Annotated in this window: 14 protein-coding genes and 4 pseudogenes; 15 read left to right on the top strand and 3 right to left on the bottom strand. The window is 55.2% G+C overall.

What is annotated here, in order from left to right; genetic code table 11:
• Positions 1–146 precede the first annotated feature (146 nt).
• Positions 147–824 (top strand): adenine nucleotide alpha hydrolase, encoded by a 678-nt coding sequence (locus KW821_RS19625; RefSeq protein ID WP_218292654.1) that lies wholly within the window; start codon positions 147–149, stop codon positions 822–824.
• Between the two features lie 78 nt (positions 825–902).
• Here KW821_RS19625 and KW821_RS19620 read toward each other — a convergent pair whose 3' ends face one another.
• A complete protein-coding gene (locus KW821_RS19620; protein WP_218292609.1) occupies positions 903–1,757 on the bottom strand; it encodes a neutral zinc metallopeptidase in 855 nt (284 codons plus the stop codon).
• A gap of 72 nt (positions 1,758–1,829) precedes the next feature.
• Positions 1,830–2,093 (bottom strand): hypothetical protein, encoded by a 264-nt coding sequence (locus KW821_RS19615; RefSeq protein ID WP_218292608.1) that lies wholly within the window; start codon positions 2,091–2,093, stop codon positions 1,830–1,832.
• Between the two features lie 193 nt (positions 2,094–2,286).
• On the opposite strand from KW821_RS19615, the gene KW821_RS19610 reads away from it, so the two are divergent.
• Positions 2,287–2,808 (top strand): GNAT family N-acetyltransferase, encoded by a 522-nt coding sequence (locus tag KW821_RS19610; RefSeq protein WP_218292607.1) that lies wholly within the window; start codon positions 2,287–2,289, stop codon positions 2,806–2,808.
• A 276-nt stretch (positions 2,809–3,084) separates the two neighbouring features.
• Here the strand turns inward: KW821_RS19610 and KW821_RS19605 are convergent, their stop codons facing one another.
• Positions 3,085–3,537, bottom strand: coding sequence for a hypothetical protein (locus KW821_RS19605; RefSeq protein WP_218292606.1), 453 nt, complete (start codon positions 3,535–3,537; stop codon positions 3,085–3,087).
• 127 nt (positions 3,538–3,664) lie between these two features.
• On the opposite strand from KW821_RS19605, the pseudogene KW821_RS19600 reads away from it, so the two are divergent.
• From KW821_RS19600 to istB, 13 genes and pseudogenes are all read left to right on the top strand, one after another.
• Positions 3,665–4,607, top strand: a pseudogene (locus tag KW821_RS19600) (IS630 family transposase); the annotation flags it as partial.
• 342 nt (positions 4,608–4,949) lie between these two features.
• Positions 4,950–5,492 carry a hypothetical protein gene (locus KW821_RS19595; protein WP_218292605.1) on the top strand — a complete coding sequence of 181 codons (543 nt, stop codon included), beginning with the start codon at positions 4,950–4,952 and terminating at the stop codon, positions 5,490–5,492.
• 78 nt (positions 5,493–5,570) lie between these two features.
• Positions 5,571–6,047: a hypothetical protein gene (locus tag KW821_RS19590; RefSeq protein WP_218292604.1), complete on the top strand. Its 477-nt coding sequence runs from the start codon at positions 5,571–5,573 to the stop codon at positions 6,045–6,047.
• Between the two features lie 7 nt (positions 6,048–6,054).
• Positions 6,055–8,832, top strand: coding sequence for a TcfC E-set like domain-containing protein (locus KW821_RS19585; RefSeq protein WP_218292603.1), 2,778 nt, complete (start codon positions 6,055–6,057; stop codon positions 8,830–8,832).
• Between the two features lie 2 nt (positions 8,833–8,834).
• A complete protein-coding gene (locus tag KW821_RS19580) occupies positions 8,835–9,566 on the top strand; it encodes a hypothetical protein (protein WP_218292602.1) in 732 nt (243 codons plus the stop codon).
• Positions 9,567–9,630: 64 nt separating this feature from the next.
• Positions 9,631–10,665, top strand: a complete 1,035-nt coding sequence (locus tag KW821_RS19575; RefSeq protein ID WP_218292601.1) for a hypothetical protein — start codon at positions 9,631–9,633, stop codon at positions 10,663–10,665.
• A gap of 147 nt (positions 10,666–10,812) precedes the next feature.
• The gene (locus KW821_RS19570) at positions 10,813–13,359 is read left to right on the top strand and encodes an Ig-like domain-containing protein (protein WP_218292600.1); all 2,547 of its coding nucleotides are present in this window, start codon (positions 10,813–10,815) and stop codon (positions 13,357–13,359) included.
• A 455-nt stretch (positions 13,360–13,814) separates the two neighbouring features.
• Complete coding sequence (locus KW821_RS19565) at positions 13,815–14,870, top strand: OmpA family protein (protein ID WP_218292599.1); 1,056 nt, start codon at positions 13,815–13,817, stop codon at positions 14,868–14,870.
• 111 nt (positions 14,871–14,981) lie between these two features.
• On the top strand, positions 14,982–15,479 hold the full coding sequence (locus tag KW821_RS21935) for a helix-turn-helix domain-containing protein (protein WP_371317618.1): 498 nt from the start codon (positions 14,982–14,984) through the stop codon (positions 15,477–15,479).
• A complete protein-coding gene (locus KW821_RS21930; RefSeq protein ID WP_218292597.1) occupies positions 15,460–15,831 on the top strand; it encodes a CaiF/GrlA family transcriptional regulator in 372 nt (123 codons plus the stop codon). The genes KW821_RS21935 and KW821_RS21930 overlap by 20 nt, the downstream gene beginning before the upstream one ends.
• 116 nt (positions 15,832–15,947) lie before the next feature.
• Positions 15,948–16,618, top strand: a pseudogene (locus KW821_RS19550) (IS256 family transposase); the annotation flags it as partial.
• Positions 16,619–16,661: 43 nt separating this feature from the next.
• Positions 16,662–17,352, top strand: a pseudogene (locus KW821_RS19545) (transposase); the annotation flags it as partial.
• A 9-nt stretch (positions 17,353–17,361) separates the two neighbouring features.
• Positions 17,362–18,000: pseudogene (istB, locus tag KW821_RS19540) on the top strand (IS21-like element helper ATPase IstB); the annotation flags it as partial.
• Positions 18,001–18,156: the final 156 nt, after the last annotated feature.

The following is an 18,156-nucleotide window of genomic DNA, read 5'->3' as shown; positions in this document are numbered from 1 at the left end:
TTTCCCATCGTTTTTTTAGTTATTGTTCCCCATCCTTTGCGGGGACACGCTCACCAACGAGGGTATGCTTTTGTATCCCGGAATGTAAATCGCACAATTCGCAACACAGTCTTGCAGCTTCTTGGTGCAAGCGGAGTGGAAACATGATGACGAAGAAGAAGGTACTGCTCTCCTGGAGCAGCGGTAAAGACAGCGCCTGGGCACTGCATCAGTTGCAGCAGGATCCGGCCATCGAGGTGGTGGGGTTGTTCAGCACCCTGAACCAGGAATTTGAGCGGGTCGCCATCCACGGGGTGCGCAAGCAACTGCTGATGCAGCAGGCCGAGTGCCTTGGCCTGCCGCTGCGCACCCTGGATCTGCCCTGGCCCTGCAGCAACGAGGATTACGCCCGTATCATGAGCGGCTTCGTGGCCGAGGTGGTGGCCAGCGGGATCCGGCATATGGCGTTTGGGGATCTGTTCCTCGAGGATGTACGGGCCTACCGCGAGCGGCAACTGGAGGGCACCGGCATAGAGCCGTTGTTCCCGCTCTGGGGCAGCGACACGACCGAGCTGGCGCAGAGGATGATCGCCGCCGGCTTGAAGGCGCACATCAGCACCCTGGACCCCAGCAAACTGGCCGCCAGCCTGGGGGGCCATGCATTCGATCAGGCCCTGCTGGCCGCCCTGCCCGCCGGGGTGGATCCCTGCGGTGAAAACGGCGAGTTCCACACCCTGGCCGTGGACGGCCCCATGTTCTTGCGGCCCCTGGCCATCGAAGTGGGGGAGACGATAGTGCGCGATGGCTTCGTCTACACGGATCTGCTGCCGAAAACGTCGGCCTGATCTGGCCGGCTCTTCACGCGGTCGCCGAATGCAACAAGGCCGGATCCCCAGGGATCCGGCCTTGTTGTCGGGCCCGCTTCAGCGGGCGGCGAAGGTGTCGCAACTGGCGGGCTTGCCGCTGTCGAAGCCGCGCTTGAACCAGGCGAGGCGCTGGGCCGAGCTGCCGTGGGTGAAGCTGTCCGGCACGACCCAGCCCTGGCCCCGCTGCTGCAGGCGGTCGTCGCCGATGGCCTGGGCGGCGTTGAGTGCCTCCTCCAGATCGCCGTGCTCCAGCACCTGCTCCCGCTCCATGTAGTTGCCCCAGACGCCGGCGAAGCAGTCGGCCTGCAGCTCCAGCTTGACCGACAGCTTGTTCTGCGCGGCCTGGCTCAGCCCCTGCTGTTGCTGGCGCACCTTGGCCGAGATGCCGAGCAGGGTCTGCACGTGATGGCCCACCTCGTGGGCGACCACGTAGCCCTGGGCGAAGTCGCCATCGGCCCCCAGCTTGTCGCGCATGTCCTGATAGAAGGAGAGATCGATGTAGACGGAGCTGTCCGTCGGGCAGTAGAAGGGGCCCATCACCGCCTGACCCTGGCCGCAGCCGGTGCGGGTGGCGCCGCGATAGAGCACCAGCTTGGGCGGTTGGTAACGGCTGCCGCTTTGGGAGAAGATCTCGCCCCAGGCATCCTCGGTGGAGGCGAGCATCACGGAGGTAAACTTGGCCAGGGGATCGCTGGCCGGCTGAGACGGGTTCTGACGCTGAGCCTGGCTCTGTTGGGCCGGCTCGTCGAGCAGGGGGCTCAGATCCACACCGTAGTAGCCGGCCACCAGCACCACGACCACCAGGATGAGGCGCCCCTTGCCGCCGATGGGCAGGCCACCGCCCCCGTTGCCACCGCCCTGTTGGCGCCTGTCTTCCACATTGCTGCTCTCACGGCGATCTTGCCAGCGCATACCCGCACACTCCCCTTCTTGGCTGTGGCAGTAATGATAATGGCTGGCGCTGTGCCCTGCCTAATGAGGGCGTTACTCGGCCCAGGGCATCTCGGGCAGGCTGTCGAGGAACTCGGCGTAGCGGGTCAGGTTGAAGGGACCCTGCTCGGCCTCCATCGCCATCAGCTCGGCGCCGAGGGCGCAGGCGATGTATTGCAGCGCCTCTTCCCGTGGGGTGCCTTTCATCACCAGCCGCATCAGGGTGGCTTTCACCTGCGGGGGGTGACCGTCGGTGAGCTGGTTATCGACCATCTCCAGCAGTGCCTGTTCGTCGAAGAATTCGGTGTCGTCCGTCATGGTGTCTGTCCTGCTTGTTTGAAGAGGGGGCATTATAGCCGGAACCGGTCCGCGGCTCGCGCCTGAGGGGGGATAAATAGCTGGTGGGGGGCGGCCAGTATCGGCACATGTTCGCTTTTGCACGCGAGATCTTGCCAAGGCGGCGACGCGGGGGCAGTCTTGATGGCCTGTTTTTCCGACAAGAGTCTTGATCATGATCCTCTCCGAGCGCCTCGTCTTGCGCGAACTGACCGCTGTGGACGCCCCCTTCATCCTCGAGCTGCTCAACGACGGCGACTTCCATCGCTACATCGGCGATCGCGGCGTGCGCACCCTGGCGGACGCCGAAGACTATATCCAGCAGGGGCCGGCGGTCAGCTACGCCCGCCATGGGCACGGCCTCTATCTGGTGATGCGACGGGAGGATGAGGCCAGGCTCGGCATCTGCGGCCTGATCAAGCGCGACACCCTGCCGTGCGAAGACATCGGCTATGCCTTCCTGCCCGCCTATCGTGGCCAGGGTTACGGCATAGAGGCGGCGCGGGCGGCGCTGCAGGACGGGCGGGAGCGGCTCGGCATCGAGCGGGTGATCGCCATCGTCACGCCGGGCAATGAGCGCTCGGTCGGGCTCTTGGCCAAACTGGGGCTGAGTCAGGGTCGGCTGGTCAAGCTGGGTGAGAGCGAAGAAGAGTGTCTGCTGCTGGAGGTGCCGGGGCGAGAGAACTGTCCGGTCTAGGGCTTGCTGGCAAAGGGGCCGCCGTGAGTTGCGGCCGGTCTGCGTCGGTGCTGCCGTTGGGCAGGGATCAGTTGAGATCTTCGATGGAGAAATCGTTAATATCTTTCATGTTGTTGTTTTTAATGATTAATTTGTATTTCATACATGGATTTTATTCTTTATACCCCACTATAAACCCCGCGCGTGAAATTTAGCCAGTTTGTATGTGCTCAGTGATATGCCCAAAACCGTCTCGACGAACTGGCTCGGTCTATCATTGGCTTGTCCGGCCAAGGCTTACTCTTTCAAGCCGGTAGGACCACTGCGATCAGGATGGAGCGGAACAGGAACAAAGGTGCCATCGGCTAAGACTTCCCGGTACTCGTTCTGCTTAAACGCGGGGTCTTCAACAGGTTTGCAATAAAGCACGCGGTAGGTATCACCCACCTCCGCTTTGAGCAGACGGGCCAGTCTTAGACCGCGCTCATGAAAAACAGCCCAATCCCAACAGTCGGGGTCAAGCGCATGGTCGTCGTACATTGTGCGATTGAATTCAAGCGCCCAAGGGGAAAACTGCTCCCAGAGTTCCTCCGACATTAGGTCATCTTCATAATGGTCCTTACCATCACCGATGTTGCAATTCACGTAACCTAGTTCATCTGGCGACTCTTTAAGCCACAGAAACGGTGCCCAACCATAGTCCACCATCACGGTAAGGACAGGAATAAAAGCTGGGTGTTTGGTAATCATCTGGCCTCCTTGGTATCACCTAAATAACTGTTCCGAATAGTAAATCACCGGAGGAAGGGAACTCAGTCCAGTTTGTGCGATCTGATTAGTCACCAAACCCTCACATCGCACCCAATGGACTGAGTTGATGCCCATCTTACCACCCCTGCCGCGCTCACAACGGCGACGCATTCATAAAATCATCCACACCACCCGTGACAAAGAGCATGCCCGCCGTCTGATGGCCATCTTGTTGTTACATGAAGGCCGCTCGGTCACTGATGTCCGCCAGATCACCGGCGCGGCGCGTTCCACCATCGGTCGCTGGCTCAACTGGTATCAGCACGAGGGTGTAGACGGTTTGGCATCCCTGCCTGCTGGTCGGGCACCGGTCTTGCCCATCGCCAAGATTGTCACCGTACTGGTGTTGCTGATGCAGTTTTCCCCGCAGGATTTTCAACGCAGCCGCTGGTGTACCGAATTATTGGCTATTAAAATCAAATATGTTAATGGGGCTCAATGTGGCAGCGTCAACGCTGCGCCGATGGCTGCCTCGCATGGGCATCGTCTAGCGCAGACCCGTCCCAACCTTACGGATAAAAGACCCTGCCTATCAGGAGGAAATAGCGAAAATCGAGGAAGCGTTGACCAAGTTTGATGCCGCCAATCCAGTGTTTTATGAAGACGAGGTCGATATTGACCTGAACCCCAAGCTGGACGCTGACTGGCTGCTCCGAGCCCAGCAAAAACGCGTGGTGACCCCAGGCCAGAATGTCAAACACTACCTGGCAGGAGCTCTCCACTCGGGAACAGGAAGAGTGTTATATGTCAGCGGGATAAAGAAAAACTCATCCCTGTTTATCGCCATGCTGGAGAAGCTGCGTAATCACTACCGCCGAGCCAACACCATCACGTTAATCCTCGACAACTACATCATTCACAAGAGCAAGCAGACTGAGCGATGGTTGAAGAATAATCCCAAGTTCCGCTTGATATTCCAACCCGTCTACAGCCATTGGGTCAATCACATAGAACGACTGTGGCACAAGTTGCATGAGACCATCACGCGTAATCACCAATGCCGGGGCATGGCCGGTGGATTTGACCCCATAGATCCAGACACTTTTTCCCGCTTAGGGTTGTGATACCCGACTGCGCAGAAATTCCCGGGGTGAACGGTATTCGGATTAGCTATTTAGCTTCTTTTGAGATCATTCATTAAAGCTCACGAGCGATTCATTCATTAAGTCAGCATTCATACAGGATTCCACTGATTTGCTCAGCTTGAATTCAAGCGAAATAGTGATAATGGTGTAGATAAATTTTCCCTCTCTTCCTCTGAGGGGGGAAGGAATCGGTAGTAAGTGGGGTAGGCATCCATTCGGATGTTTTTTTATTTAAAGTTAAGTCTATCTAAATAAAGGTAAATTGAAATGAAAAAAACTATGCTGATGGTCGCTGTTCTGGGTGCGATGGGTTTTGCTGGCGCAGCTTCCGCCGCTGACCAGGCGTCTGCCACCTTTACCTGGTCCGGCACTGTCCCTATGGCGCCAGTCTCCAATGGGTTTATCGTTAAGGACTCCAGCGGAAACGATATTGGCCGCGGCGCCTTGGTGTTTAGCGTGGATGCGGCGGGTCTGGGTACTCTGACCAGCTCCAGCACCTTGGATTTCAATGTGTACCAATCTGCTGATGGCACCACTGTGGACGCTCCTGCAACGAGCTATAACTACCAGCTGGCCAGCCTTCAGGCAACCAAGGGTGGTCTGCCGCAAGAACAGGACGCTAACGGTTACTACAGCATCATGGCTGATGGTGCTGTAATGGTGAAGGGTGATGCCCCGGTCGTCAAGGTTAGCGGCGGCGTGACCAACTTGACCGTGGTGCCTACCGCCGTTGCTACCCCGTCCAACCAGCCAACCGCTGGTGAGGCGGTAGACGTTCATGCCCGCATAATCATTAGTGGCGCAGTGTGATTTTATCGTGATATCTGAGAGGGGGGGGAGTCCTCCCCTTTTTTCAATAGTATCACGCCCTTAATTAAGGCTCTGTATATGCGTATATTTATCGCTATGTTAGTGTCGTATTTTTGCGCATTTGCATTTGCATCTGTGTCTTGGGCTGCACCTATTGAACGCAGCTTGCCTGTGTCTGTGTTCATTGTGGCGAACCAAGGCACTTCCGACTTGGAAATTGTTGCAGATAAATTGATTTTTCAATCCATATATGACGTGTCACTAAAAACTTTCTTGCCACTAACCATTCCGTTTAGAGTGCGCTCAGTGACTGGTCAAAATATCTCGTATGATCTCTTTATGTCGCACCTTGGTGCTCAATGCGATGGTCAGCCACTTAGCTTGACAGTTGCTGCCATGGTGGGGGGAGACCCCATTGTTTTAAATGAAAAACATCGATTTGCCGGCATTGAGAATGAGCACGGTGTTGTAATTTCTTTCCCTGTTATTCCTCAGTCAGGGCTCTCGCAGCAATGTGAAGGGCATATTGGCATTATTGCAGAGCTAGTGGTGTAGGTAACTTATGCGCATTAATTTTGTTTTTGTTGCTGCCGCAATGGGTATCGCACCATCCTGGTTATTGCCCCCCCATGTGCAGGCTGCTGATTATCCAGTTGAATTTTCTGATTTCTTCGAAATGCAGCAAGCAGATGTCATGGTACGGCTTGCTGGTGACGCGGTCGGGCTCAAGGTCGAAGCGCGGGCATCTTACGATCAATTTCTCCTGCCAGCTTCGCAGGCTGTATCGTTGGAGCGTTATCTTGTCGACAAAAACCTGTCGGATGGGGCGATAAAGTCCATCGTTCACGCACTAACGCAAGGTGTTCCTGCCAATCCTGGATGTAAAGTGAACTTGGTCGATTGCAAGCCAGGTGTAACAGGTGAAGAAATTCAATATGTTTTCGATTATGAGAATGACAACTTGGCAATCTTTGTCGGCTCGGCGTTGCTTGCGCGCGCGACGAACGGCAAGGTGTCCTATCACCCCGCAGCTCGCGCCAGTAATGCGTTCGTAAACCAGGCAAGGCTATATAGCTATGCGGACCAGGACACTAATGGCGGCATGACTGCCTCCAACCTGACGACAATCGGCTTGCCCTATGGTCATCTACTGTTCAATACCCAGGCCCAAAGCGCTTCCGGTGATTTTGATGTTTTCAAAGGGGTGTATGACCTTGAAGTCGATGGCTTCCGGGCAGTGGCAGGTTATAGCGAACGAGACCGGGTGTTTTTCAACTCCTCAGATTTTTTGAATGATGATGCCGAGTACACATCCTATTCGCTTCAGGTGGGTTCGAGTCGAAATTTGGTTCGTGGTGGCAAGGACAACCTTCAGTCAATTTATTTGTTTGCGCCGCAGGCGGGTCAGCTGGAAATCTACCAGGGTGATCGCTTGTTGCTGACTAGAGTGGTCTCTGAAGGGCGTCAAGATATTGCCTACTCAGACCTCCCACCTGGGGTCTACAACGTGCGGGTTGTACTCCGGGCGGGCGGGCAGGTAGTGTTGGATGAGCCGCGTCAAATCGTCAATTCCCAGCAATTTAGCTTGCCGACAGGGGATTGGGATTATGTGTTGGCCGCTGGTCGATTTGAAGAGGTGCCGGAGCAGGATGAGTTGTCGTGGCTTCGTTCACCCGAGAGTTTTTCCAGAAACTATGCGCAGTCACGACTGTCATGGCGAGTGGCTGACAGTTTGTTGTTGGCCGGGGGTATTACCAGTAACCAAGATGACCAATATGGTCAGATTGGTGCCAACTATGCCTGGAGCGATTGGCTTCAAGCCTCGTACATGTTGGGCCTGTTCAGTAGTGAAGACCAGTATCAGTTGGCTACGCTCACAATGGGGCCTGTTTTTTTATCGATGAACCGATTTAACACTGATGCGGCCAATCGAGACTATCGTCTGGCTACGCAGCTTTATGATGAATTTGCTTATCGTCAGTTCAGTGCCTCCTACTCGGCGCCCCTGTGGGGCGGGAGTAGTTACGTTACCTATTCTCACTACGACAGTGAATCACCCTATACCCAGACCGAAGTACGCACTTCCGATACCGACGATATTTCGGCTGGATGGATGACATCCTTGTTAGGTGGGCAATGGAGTTTCGATGCCAGCTACAGCAGCAATGAAAGCTATGACGATTTTCGCGTTGGGGTGATGGCCACTTACACCTTGGACGATAACACCACGTCCAATTTCTCCATCACCACTGATAAGTCGGGCCGGTCACGGGCTGAGGGGTCGCTCACTAAAAACCTGACGCATGGGGACTGGTCCACGTCAGGCACTACGTCATTGGCTTTGCAGAGTGACTCCGATGTGCAAACGGAAGCCACACTTTCGGGCACCGTTAATGGTCATACGCAGTGGTTTAACGCGGGCGCTTATGGTTACGTTGGCAACGCAGACCGCCACATGGCGTCCGTGACGTTGACAGGCAGCCAGTTCATCTCTGCCGAAGGGGCTGGGTTTACCCATCAGACTGGGTCGTCGTTCATTCACGTAACACCTGAAATCGCCGCGGTGACCCCAGAAGGTGCCCGTGATACATCTCAAGCACCTGATATATCGCTGGATGATGTGCATTACAACGTTCGTCAAGGGAGTCGAACGACGTACCATGGTGATCTGGATGGGGGAGACACCGTCATCCCGCTGACACCCTACACCGACATCGAGTTTGTTATCGATGCTGATTCGCTCGATTTACACATCGACAACAACGTTCGTCGTGAGTTTGTCTATCCCGGTACCGTCTACACGGTCGATGCTCGGGTGACGCCGATGGTGTCGCAGTTGTTCGTGCTGAACGACATCCACGGCAAGCCTGTCCGACAAATTCGCTGCGTGGGTGAAGCTTGCTCCGGCGTGGAACCACTGTCGGAAGATGGGGTGTTTAGGGTCAATTACCAGGCGGGGGGCGATTATCGCTTGGTGTCGGCTAATTTGCTCTGTATCACCGAGCCGGGCATTGCGCGAACTGGGGCGATAGAGACCTATTGCTTGCCAGGGCTGGTGCCGGAAGAGGGGCGTATTGCGTTCGCTTCGGGAGAGCCTCGGAACGCCAGTGATTTGCTCTACATCGGCAAGTACAAATCTACCCATGAGGCTAATACTATCATTGGCAAGCTAGGTGTCGTGGGCTTGGCTGCGCAATCAGTGGAAGTGGGAGGCAACCTCTATCTGTATGTGAAAAATAACAAGGCATTTTCGCTGGCCCAGCGCTCCATGCTGGAAGGGTTGGAAGCCTATATCGTGCTCAATGATGCGCGCGTAGATAAACTGATGACCGCGAGGTAATGATGAAATTGCGAATGTTAGGTGCGTGGCTGTTACTGCTTGCTGCCGTGCCGGCACATGCCATTGGTATTAACTCCATGCTGGAATACGCTGATCCCAAAGGGAAGGCGGAATTTACTATCACCAACTCGGAAGAGTCTCGTCAGTACATCAATGTGCTGATAACGGAGCTTGTTGTTGAGAACGGCGAGCTTCGAAAGGTACCGTACACCCGTGATAACGTGGAGAAATGGGTGATGTCAGCACACCCGGCGCGCGCCATTGTGGAGCCGGAATTTAAGAAGAGCTTTTTGTTAATGCACCAACCGATAGTGGGCGAACCCGATGTTAATAAAGACCGGGTGTTCCAGGTATCATTTGTGCCCACCCCTTATTTTGCTGAAGATGAAATTATGCAAAATAGCGCCGTCAAGATGGCGTTTGGGTTTGCTCCCTTGGTCATCGTTCCTGCCAAAGAGCCACAACCGCTGGCGTATGACATGACCTATCGCGGCGACAAGGTAACAGTCATAAATAACGGTAACACGGCCTTCACATTGTTCTTGGATGGATGCCCTGAAAATACGGCTGAAAAAGAGCGCAGCAAATGCAGCACTGACGCTGTGGTGCTCGCGGGCCGCAAGCTGAATGTGGCATTGCCTGCCTCTATGGTGAGTCAATCCACCCTGAAAGCGAAAATGGCCACCTACGGCAACAAATTCAAGGCCGAAGTCACACTTCGCAAGCAGTCATAACGAGGCCGTTCCCATGACGCGAGTCGCATTATCAGTAAGCTGGGTGGGTCGATGGTGGCAGTCCATGCTGTTGGCCCTGTTCGCCTTATTAGTTTGGAGCCCCGCTTTTGCCATTCCAGTCGGGGCGGAAATCAAGGGGGATTCGTTTCGCTGGACGTCGGCGGAGTCGTCTTTCAGCGGCGGCGTTGCACCCAGTGTGTGGGCGACACCTTCTGGATTAGTGCCTGCGAAATCCTATATTCCAGGGGCGAGTTCACTGCCGTCCCTGCCAATAAGCTTGGTGGGACCAAAGGGAAGTAACGTGCGGCTTACCTTGCTTCTACTGGGGATGGAATACACCAGTCCAGGGGTTAGTGGCATACAGCCTATTCCTGGTGGCGGTGGTGGGAGCGCAATGGTCTCGGTCTTTGGTGGCCTGGTGCAAGTGCAGGGGGCGGGATTGGGCGACAGGAATGTGGTGCTTGCAAACGAGACGGCCCCCTTCACCCATGCAAGGCCGGTAATTTCGCTGGGCGATACGGCCGGCATCCTTCAGGCGTTTCGAGATGCGAACGCGGCACCTGGCAACTATGTCAGCCAAGTTTCTATCCCGCTCTCGTATGACTATGAGCGAAACGGGGTGCGTATTCGTTACAACTGGTCGCTACCGCTCTCGTTGGCGATTACCTATGCGCCTGCCGTGCTCAGTGACATCACCCTGACCAGTCCGACGGGCGGGGCGATGGCGCCGGTTTACTACAGCAGTGGTGGCGTGCAATACGCGAAAGGTCAGGCTTTTTATAACGGCATTGCCACCGGCGTGTTCCCCAACGGATTGCGGCTGCTCCTGAAAAATGGGGATAGTTACGACATGGTTGGTCCCAATAGTACGACCATCCCCTTCTCGGTGGTGTGCGTGCAGTGCGCCCAGCAGCAGTTGGTAGACAAGGGTGTCATGGTTTTGCCTGATTTGGACACCACCGGCACGACTATCCCGGGCGTCAATGTGTCGACCATCAATTTTGATATCAACATTGATTTTGCAGATGCACCGCTGTCCACGCTGCAAACGGGCGCTTACCAGGGGCGGTTCTCGCTGCTGTTTGAACCGAATATGTGAGCGGTTGTGTAGGCGCTATTGTCGCCTTGCGCAACCCCTTGTCGTCGCGGGCTTCATCTGACGCGAGCGACATAAACAAATCAGTGCTGAGTTAGGTGATGATTCAGCACTAAGTGACAGTAATTCGAAGAAAGGCGAAGGATTTTTATGTTGGATAACAAAACTGAAGTGAGTTGCGAGCGGGGGGGGCGTCAGGTGCGTGGCGCCAGCCTGTGTGGAGGTAATTCCGGTGAGTGGCGACGCATCGCGCGCGGCAGTTTGGTTGTGGCCTTGTTGCTCGGGGGCGGGATGGTGGGCTGCGGCGGCAGCGATGATAGCGGCGGTAGCGACAGCGGTGTATCGCCAACCCCTCCACCCGCCAGTCAACTCAGTGCGGTGGATGGCTTCAGTGTTGTGCGCCCAGGGGTGGCCACCCGGGTTGATCTCTCCACCTATGTGCGCGGCTCTGGCGCGACATTGGCTTCCATCAGCAGTGACCGGGCGGACTGCAGTGCCACTAATGTATCTGGCTTGTCTGTAGACATCACCAGTGAGAGTGGTTTGTGTGAGTTCTCGTATAAGGTCAGTGGTCAAGGGGCTGGTGCCTCAGCCACGCTAAACACTTTGGCCAGCACCCTGGCATCGCCGGTGCTCCCGCCACTCTCCCAGACGATGACCCTGGCTGAGCCCAACAAGACCTTCGACTTGATGGCGCTGCTTGGGGCCGACTGGCCAGTGGGCTACAATCTGGACCCTGCTTCCTTACTGGTCCAGGGGGGGAGTGCGCAAGGCACGGTAACCGCCAGTGGCAACGTGCTGACCTACACACCACCTAGCTCTACCGAGCCGGTCTGGAATCAAATCCTCTTTGTGCTAAAAGACCCGGCCAGGCCGGGTGAAGATGCCATGGGGGCGCTTTACATCACGGTCGCCGACTCGGTCAACCAGCCGCCTGTTATTGGTGAGCCCAAGTATGACTACCAAGCTCAAACCGGCAATACGATCGTCACCATGCAAACCGCGACGCTGGACCTGGGCACCCTGGCCAATCTCAACATCACCGAGCCCGATGGCGATGAGTGGCAACTGGTCGAGGTACAGAGTTATTCCGCCTCGGTGGCGCCTGTTGACCCGAATTCGGTGACCAACAAGCAGTTCACCTTCCAGGCAGGGGTTCCTGGTGACCATATCGTCAGCTATATCGTGGGTGACCATGAGGCGGGCTTCTCGATGGGGCTCATCAGCATCAACGTCGGTGCGGCCGAAGTGCCCAAGACCTGGAACAACATCACCATCGGTGAAAAGATCTTCCAAGCCACTCCACTTTACAGTGAAGTCATCAATCGCGGGGTGATGGCAGAGGCGGTCTATGACGATGTCGTTGCCAACTATGTGGCCGGGGTGAACGACACGGCTGCGGAGTCTTACTGCAGTAATGGTAACCACTGGGCAACCCTTGAGGAACTCGAGCTGCTGCGCACCACGCCAGCGGCGGACATCGAGCGTCTCAAGTACCCGGTTGAGCGCACCTACGTCACTTATGATGTGGATAGGCAGTTGCTGACTTATGCGTTGAACACCGGCGCCACAGCCCCCTATGACTCGGCCACCAGCCCCACGCAATACGTGATGTGTGTCGCACAGCCAAGCATGAGCTACATCTCTCACGTCACCGCTTATGGAACCGATACCGCTATCTCGGATGGCGTCTGGTGGCCACTAGGAACCTTGACCAGCGAAGGGGGCTCGAGCGACCCCGTGGTGACGGCCAGCGCCAATTTTGGCTCAACGCCGCTCACCGAGGCTAACGTGCAACTCGATCCCCCGGGCTGTGCGCAGGGAACCTGCAGGGTAAAACTGAAGGGGGATGATGTGACGACCTACGGCAATGTCACCGTGCAGGTAGCCAATGCCACAGTTCCCGGCAAGACCATCAATATCGGTCCACTGACCCTGTTGCAGAACGCCAAGCTCTTCGACGCATCGAAACAGATCGACAACAGTCCTGCCAATGGCAGCACTGCCAACACGATATTGGTGTCGTTTACTGACGGGAGAGGTCAGTATCTGCCTGACACGGCTGTGAAGCTTCAGTACACCGCCCCGATGAACGTCAATGTCTCGCCGGCCAGTTGCACAAATGCTGTTAACTGCACACCGGTTACCACGGACAGCAACGGCAATATCCTCCTGTCCCTCACCTCCACTATGGAAGGCAGCTATGCAATCAACTTTAAGGCCGATGCCGTGGTAGGTGGGATGCCGGGCACTGCCTATAATGTGGTCTCAACATTTAAGACCTTGCTGGCGCCAAACTTCGAGCTCGGTTGCACCCTGGGTAAAGTGACGGTGCCCGCCAATGGTCTGACATACACCTGCCCGCTGACGAAGGCGGAGGCGGATGCTCTTGGGATTGTATACAATGATGTTGTGAATGCTGGCTTTGGCTTCGATTATGTCCTTTTTGATCATGCCCGCGGTAATGTGTATTGCAATAGTATGGGTTATCGGATGGCAACCATCGAAGAGTTAGGCTTGCTATATAGTACCTACGGCAACATGACAACCTATGCCGGGTGGCCCGATGTTTGGTTCACTAGGTCGAGCACGGTTAGCGACCTCGATCAGATCTGGGGGCTCAACCTGACCACCGGCGAGTCTAGCGAATCCTTAAGTACAACAGTACAGTCACTCTCGGTGTCGTGTGTTCGTTAAGGGTTTTTTCCTTTTGGTTTATATTTTTTACCTTATTGTTTTTTTGGGGGGCGATGAGCATGGCGGAGAAGCGTCAGGCCGGGAGCGATAGTGCTTTTTCGTGAGAGGACATTCGTGCGTCTCTATCATAGGTCGTTGATGCGTTGATGCGTTGATGCGTTGATGCGTTGGGCTGCGGAGGGCCGCCCCCTAAAAATGGGGGGCGGTGTGACCACTAAAATGTTATTAGATTGTGCGCCATTGCAGTTAAATAATCGGCTTGATGTGTTGGTGCAGCAGGCCGCAAGTTGGCGACAATCAATTGCGCGTCAATATTTGCGCACGTGAAGGAAAACAGATGTGACTGTTGTGAATATGTCTATTTCGCGCATTCAGCTTCGGAGTGCAACATTTTGGGCCTGACGATGTCTCATTCGTTTTTATTGTATGAAACCCAATAACCGCTCGGAGTGAACATGCGGCATAACAATCCACGAAATTCGCGTATTATGTGGCCAGCCATGCTGGCCCTATCGCCATTGCTGTTATCTAATGCTTTTGCCGCTTCGCAGCCCGAGTCTTGGTACCTTGGCGCCAAGGCCGGCTGGGTGGAGGCCTCCGGTGCTTGCGGCGCTCATGCCCTCAGTTGTGATGACGACCCCATCGGCAGCGGTCTATTTGTGGGCTATGTCGTGAGCGATTGGTTGGCGTTTGAGGCGGGTTATGACCATTTCAGCGAATTCAGCGCTACCTATCCGGCCCAGGGGGCTCCGGCGCACAGTGCGGTCTATGAGAGTGACCTAAACGGACTGTCGTTCGTCGCTAAACCTTATTGGCAGGTTAACGACAGCTGGTCGCTGTTTGGTAAGGCCGGGGTCATGCTGTGGGAAATGGAGGTCACCGGCCACGAACTGGACTCTACTCGGGAGATGACAGATAGCAGCAGTTCGCCGTTGCTTGGTGTGGGGGTGGAATACAGCTTTAACCGCAACTGGCACACTACACTAGAGTATCAGTGGCTAGGTCAGGTCGGCGGCGACAATACCGGTAGCATGAATATCAATGCGGTCAATCTGGGCATCATTTACCAGTTTGGGTCGGAGTTGGTGCCAGAGCCTGTGTTGGCTCCTGCGCTTGCGGTGGTTACGCCGCCACCCCCAGTCGTAGAGCGACAAGCCGCTTGGACATTGGATGGGTTGACGTTTGCTTCTAATGCTAGCACCCTTTCCCCTCAACTCGAGGCTGCGCTGCAACCCGCCCTGCAGCGTCTACAGACCAATTCGCAGGCGCACCTGAACATCTACGCTCACACCGACAGTATCGGCTCGGCAAGCGACAATATGCAGCTGTCGGAGCGACGCGCGCAGTCTGTGTGGGGCTATTTCATTCGGCATGGCGTGCCGGCGACGCAGTTGACTGCGAAAGGAGTGGGCGAATCACAACCTCTGGCGGATAACCACACCGAAGCGGGGCGTAGCAAGAACCGCCGAGTGGAGTTGGTGTCACCTGCGTTCAATATTGCGCTTCCATAAATATCCAGGGATGGTCATTTATGGTGGATAATTGATTCACTGTGTTGAGTGTGATTCGAAAGTGTCGCTAGGCAATGCTGGCCGTGTTTTATAGGCGCTGAGTGGTAAAGAATGTTCTTTGGCTTTGCTGCAGTACCGTTTATTTGTATTTTTCAATTGTTGGTATTCTATCCAGTTGTTAGGTTTTTGCGCATGAGTGGTTTGGTAATGTTTTATCACCCCGAAAAGGGTCTGTTATTGGATAACAATGTAGGTGTGTCAAAATATGATGCCGATACCCACAGCTTCGTTTCCCTTGCCCCTATTAGTAAGCGAGAACGGCGACTGCTCTCTTGTATGATGGCTCATGAAAATATGCCACTATCCAGAGAAATGCTATTGTCACTGGTGTGGAGGGGGCGCACTATCAGCGACAACTCCATCAATGTGTCTATTAGTCGCCTAAGGTGCAAGCTGAAATGGATTGACTCCAATAGCGGCTGCGTGACAGCGGTGCGTAATGATGGGTATGTTTTTTATACTCGCCGCGTAGGATTGATTCCGATAAGGTCACTGGATTTTTTATTATCAAGTTTGCTTTGGTCTAAGCATGTACGCGGCCATCAATAATCGACCTCGGTATTTACAGGTTGCCCATTGGTTGCTGGCACAGCAGCAATGGATGACGGCTCGTCAAGTGGCGGAGGTATTTGACGTATCTCCCAAGTTGATATGTGATGATTTTGCGATGCTTCGTCAGCGCAAAGACATGTTCATGCTAGATGAAAGGGTGCAGAAATGTCGAAATGGTCATGAGCGTTTGATCAGGGTCGTTGATATTCATTCATATAAGCTGGATGGACGCCGATATCCACAGCCCGTTCGTTGTGAGCTTGCCATCTCGGGTGGCATGTCGTGCGGTATCACGTGGCGCGACTTGGTGTCGCAACCTTGGCGTCGCTTGGCGCACATGGTGTTGTAGCAATACGCACGTGCGACCCTTCGATTTCTTCAGTGTCTTCGCGTTGTCATTTTTATGTGGCGTGGTTGCTAACTGGGGATGATAAACATCACTGTGGGCATCTGGCGGTAGACCCGGTGGGCTACGAGAAACACGCCCACAAGGCCGCGGGACCGGCAATAATCGCAATGGCTATTCCACCAAACGCCTAAAAGGGCAGCATGGAGAAGTCATCATCCAGGCTCCTCGTGATTGCCACAGCTCCTTCGAACCTCAGTTTGTCCGCAAGGGCCAGTCCCGCCTGACCCAGATGGACGACCAGATCCTCGCCCTCTACGCAAAGGGCTTGAGCACGCGGGATATCGTTGACGCATTCAAAGAGATGTATGACGCCGACATCTCGGCGGGGCTGGTATCGAAGGTGACCGAACGTGTCATCGAGCAGATCCACGAATGGCAAAACCGGCCGCTGGATCCGCTCTATCCCATCGTCTATCTGGACTGTCTTGTGCTGAAAATCCGCGAGAACCAGCGGGTGATCAACAAGTCGCTCTATCTGGCGCTGGGTATCAATATGGAGGGTCACAAGGAGCTGTTGGGCCTGTGGCTGGCCGAGACCGAAGGGGCAAAGTACTGGCTGTCGGTCCTGACTGAGCTGAAGAACCGTGGTCTGGAAGACATCCTGATTGCGTGTGTGGATGGCCTCAAGGGCTTCCCTGATGCCATTGCCGTGGAGTATCCCCAGACCAAGGTTCAACTGTGTATCGTCCACATGGTCCGCAACTCGCTGCGCTATGTCTCCTGGAAGGTTCAACCTGAACACTTTGCACCTCCTTTCAGGAAACAGTGTTCATCCGCACGATGCCCGCCTGTCCGTGGCGTCTTACTACCCGGCACCGGCCTGCCCCTGTTGTGGCGACAAGGTGTTAGCTCATGACAAACCTTATCGGGTGCATCAGGTGTTTGACTTGCCAGAGGTGAGTTACTTCATCACCGAGCATCAACTGTTCCGTGCCACCTGTACTCACTGCATCAACACGGCCGAGGCGACTCTGCCCGAGACGGTCAGTGACACCCAGATGGGCCCGAACCTGCTCAGCTACATCGCCCTGCAAAGCGGTCAGTTTCATTAGAGCGTCAGCCAGATACAGCAGCAGTTGAAGCAGCACTTCGGCCTGAGCTTCAGTCGCGGGGCTATCAGCGAAGCACAAGGGCGGGTCCAAACGCTATCGTGGTCGCTGTGAGTGGCTCATCAAGGATGACGAGATGTTGTGGCGGTTTATGAGTGATGAGGATATTCCGCTGACGAATAACGAGGCAGAGCGAGCGCTGCGTGGCTATGTGCTGTGGCGCAAAGGGAGCTATGGTGTGTGCTCCCATCGCGGGGAACTGTTTCGTCAACGAATCCTGTCGTTGGTGGAGACGGCCAAACGACTGGGGCGCAGTCCTCTGGAATGGCTGCGCGCCGTCGTCCGAGCCTGCATCGAGAAAACGGATTACCCCATCCCTACCGAGTTGTGTGCGTCAAGCCCCTGCCGGTGAACGGTTACGCTAAGCCTGCTGGTCGAACACGAACAACTAAGCCGGGTGCAGCGTAAGCAAGCTCGGCTGGTAAAGCAGGCGAGGCTCAAACTCCAGGCCACGGTACAGGAGCTGGACTACCAGTCAGCGCGCAACCTGGATCGGTCACAAGTGGCGAACCTACTACAAGGGGAGTGGCTACGCCGGGGGCAGAACCTGCTCATTACCGGCCCCTGTGGCTGTGGCAAAACCTACCTGGCCTGTGCGCTGGGCTACCAAGCCTGCCAGCAAGGGCATAGCACTCGTTACTACCGGTTATCACGCCTGCTGCTTGAGCTAAGCCAGGCCAAGGCGGATGGCAGCTACATCAGGCTGTTAGGGCAATTGGCGAAGATAGAACTGCTGATCCTGGATGACTGGGGACTGGAAGCAGTGAATGCCGAGCAGCGTAACGGACTACTGGAAATCATGGATGATCGGAACGGGAAATACTCGACGGTGGTGGTGAGTCAGCTGCCAACGGAAGAGTGGTACGCGAGCCTGGAGGACAACACCCTGGCAGATGCGATCCTGGATCGGCTGATGCACAACGCTCACCGGCTATTACTGAAGGGAGAATCGATGAGAAAGAGGAGAAGTGAGTTGACCCAATCTGAACAGTCGAGTTAGAAACGGGATGACGTGAGCGCGTTAAGGATCGAGCCTGTAAATAATTCTGTGTAACTGCCCACTCCATTACAGGTGACCGTTCAGGCGATCACCGAATTCGATAATAAAGCGATTTAGGGCAAGCTTCCAATTCTGGATCGGCATAGTCCATTTCTT

Source organism: Aeromonas sp. sif2416, from assembly GCF_019218665.1.
Taxonomy (GTDB): Bacteria; Pseudomonadota; Gammaproteobacteria; order Enterobacterales; family Aeromonadaceae; genus Aeromonas; species Aeromonas encheleia.
The sequence above is the reverse complement of the archived record's forward strand: the minus strand, read 5'-3'. Positions and strand labels throughout refer to the sequence as shown.

Coding starts and splice junctions, on each gene's coding strand:
- KW821_RS19625 (WP_218292654.1), top strand. CDS start 147: ATGACGAAGAAGAAGGTACTGCTCTCCTGGAGCAGCGGTAAAGACAGC.
- KW821_RS19620 (WP_218292609.1), bottom strand. CDS start 1,757: ATGCGCTGGCAAGATCGCCGTGAGAGCAGCAATGTGGAAGACAGGCGC.
- KW821_RS19615 (WP_218292608.1), bottom strand. CDS start 2,093: ATGACGGACGACACCGAATTCTTCGACGAACAGGCACTGCTGGAGATG.
- KW821_RS19610 (WP_218292607.1), top strand. CDS start 2,287: ATGATCCTCTCCGAGCGCCTCGTCTTGCGCGAACTGACCGCTGTGGAC.
- KW821_RS19605 (WP_218292606.1), bottom strand. CDS start 3,537: ATGATTACCAAACACCCAGCTTTTATTCCTGTCCTTACCGTGATGGTG.
- KW821_RS19595 (WP_218292605.1), top strand. CDS start 4,950: ATGAAAAAAACTATGCTGATGGTCGCTGTTCTGGGTGCGATGGGTTTT.
- KW821_RS19590 (WP_218292604.1), top strand. CDS start 5,571: ATGCGTATATTTATCGCTATGTTAGTGTCGTATTTTTGCGCATTTGCA.
- KW821_RS19585 (WP_218292603.1), top strand. CDS start 6,055: ATGCGCATTAATTTTGTTTTTGTTGCTGCCGCAATGGGTATCGCACCA.
- KW821_RS19580 (WP_218292602.1), top strand. CDS start 8,835: ATGAAATTGCGAATGTTAGGTGCGTGGCTGTTACTGCTTGCTGCCGTG.
- KW821_RS19575 (WP_218292601.1), top strand. CDS start 9,631: ATGCTGTTGGCCCTGTTCGCCTTATTAGTTTGGAGCCCCGCTTTTGCC.
- KW821_RS19570 (WP_218292600.1), top strand. CDS start 10,813: ATGTTGGATAACAAAACTGAAGTGAGTTGCGAGCGGGGGGGGCGTCAG.
- KW821_RS19565 (WP_218292599.1), top strand. CDS start 13,815: ATGCGGCATAACAATCCACGAAATTCGCGTATTATGTGGCCAGCCATG.
- KW821_RS21935 (WP_371317618.1), top strand. CDS start 14,982: ATGTTCTTTGGCTTTGCTGCAGTACCGTTTATTTGTATTTTTCAATTG.
- KW821_RS21930 (WP_218292597.1), top strand. CDS start 15,460: ATGTACGCGGCCATCAATAATCGACCTCGGTATTTACAGGTTGCCCAT.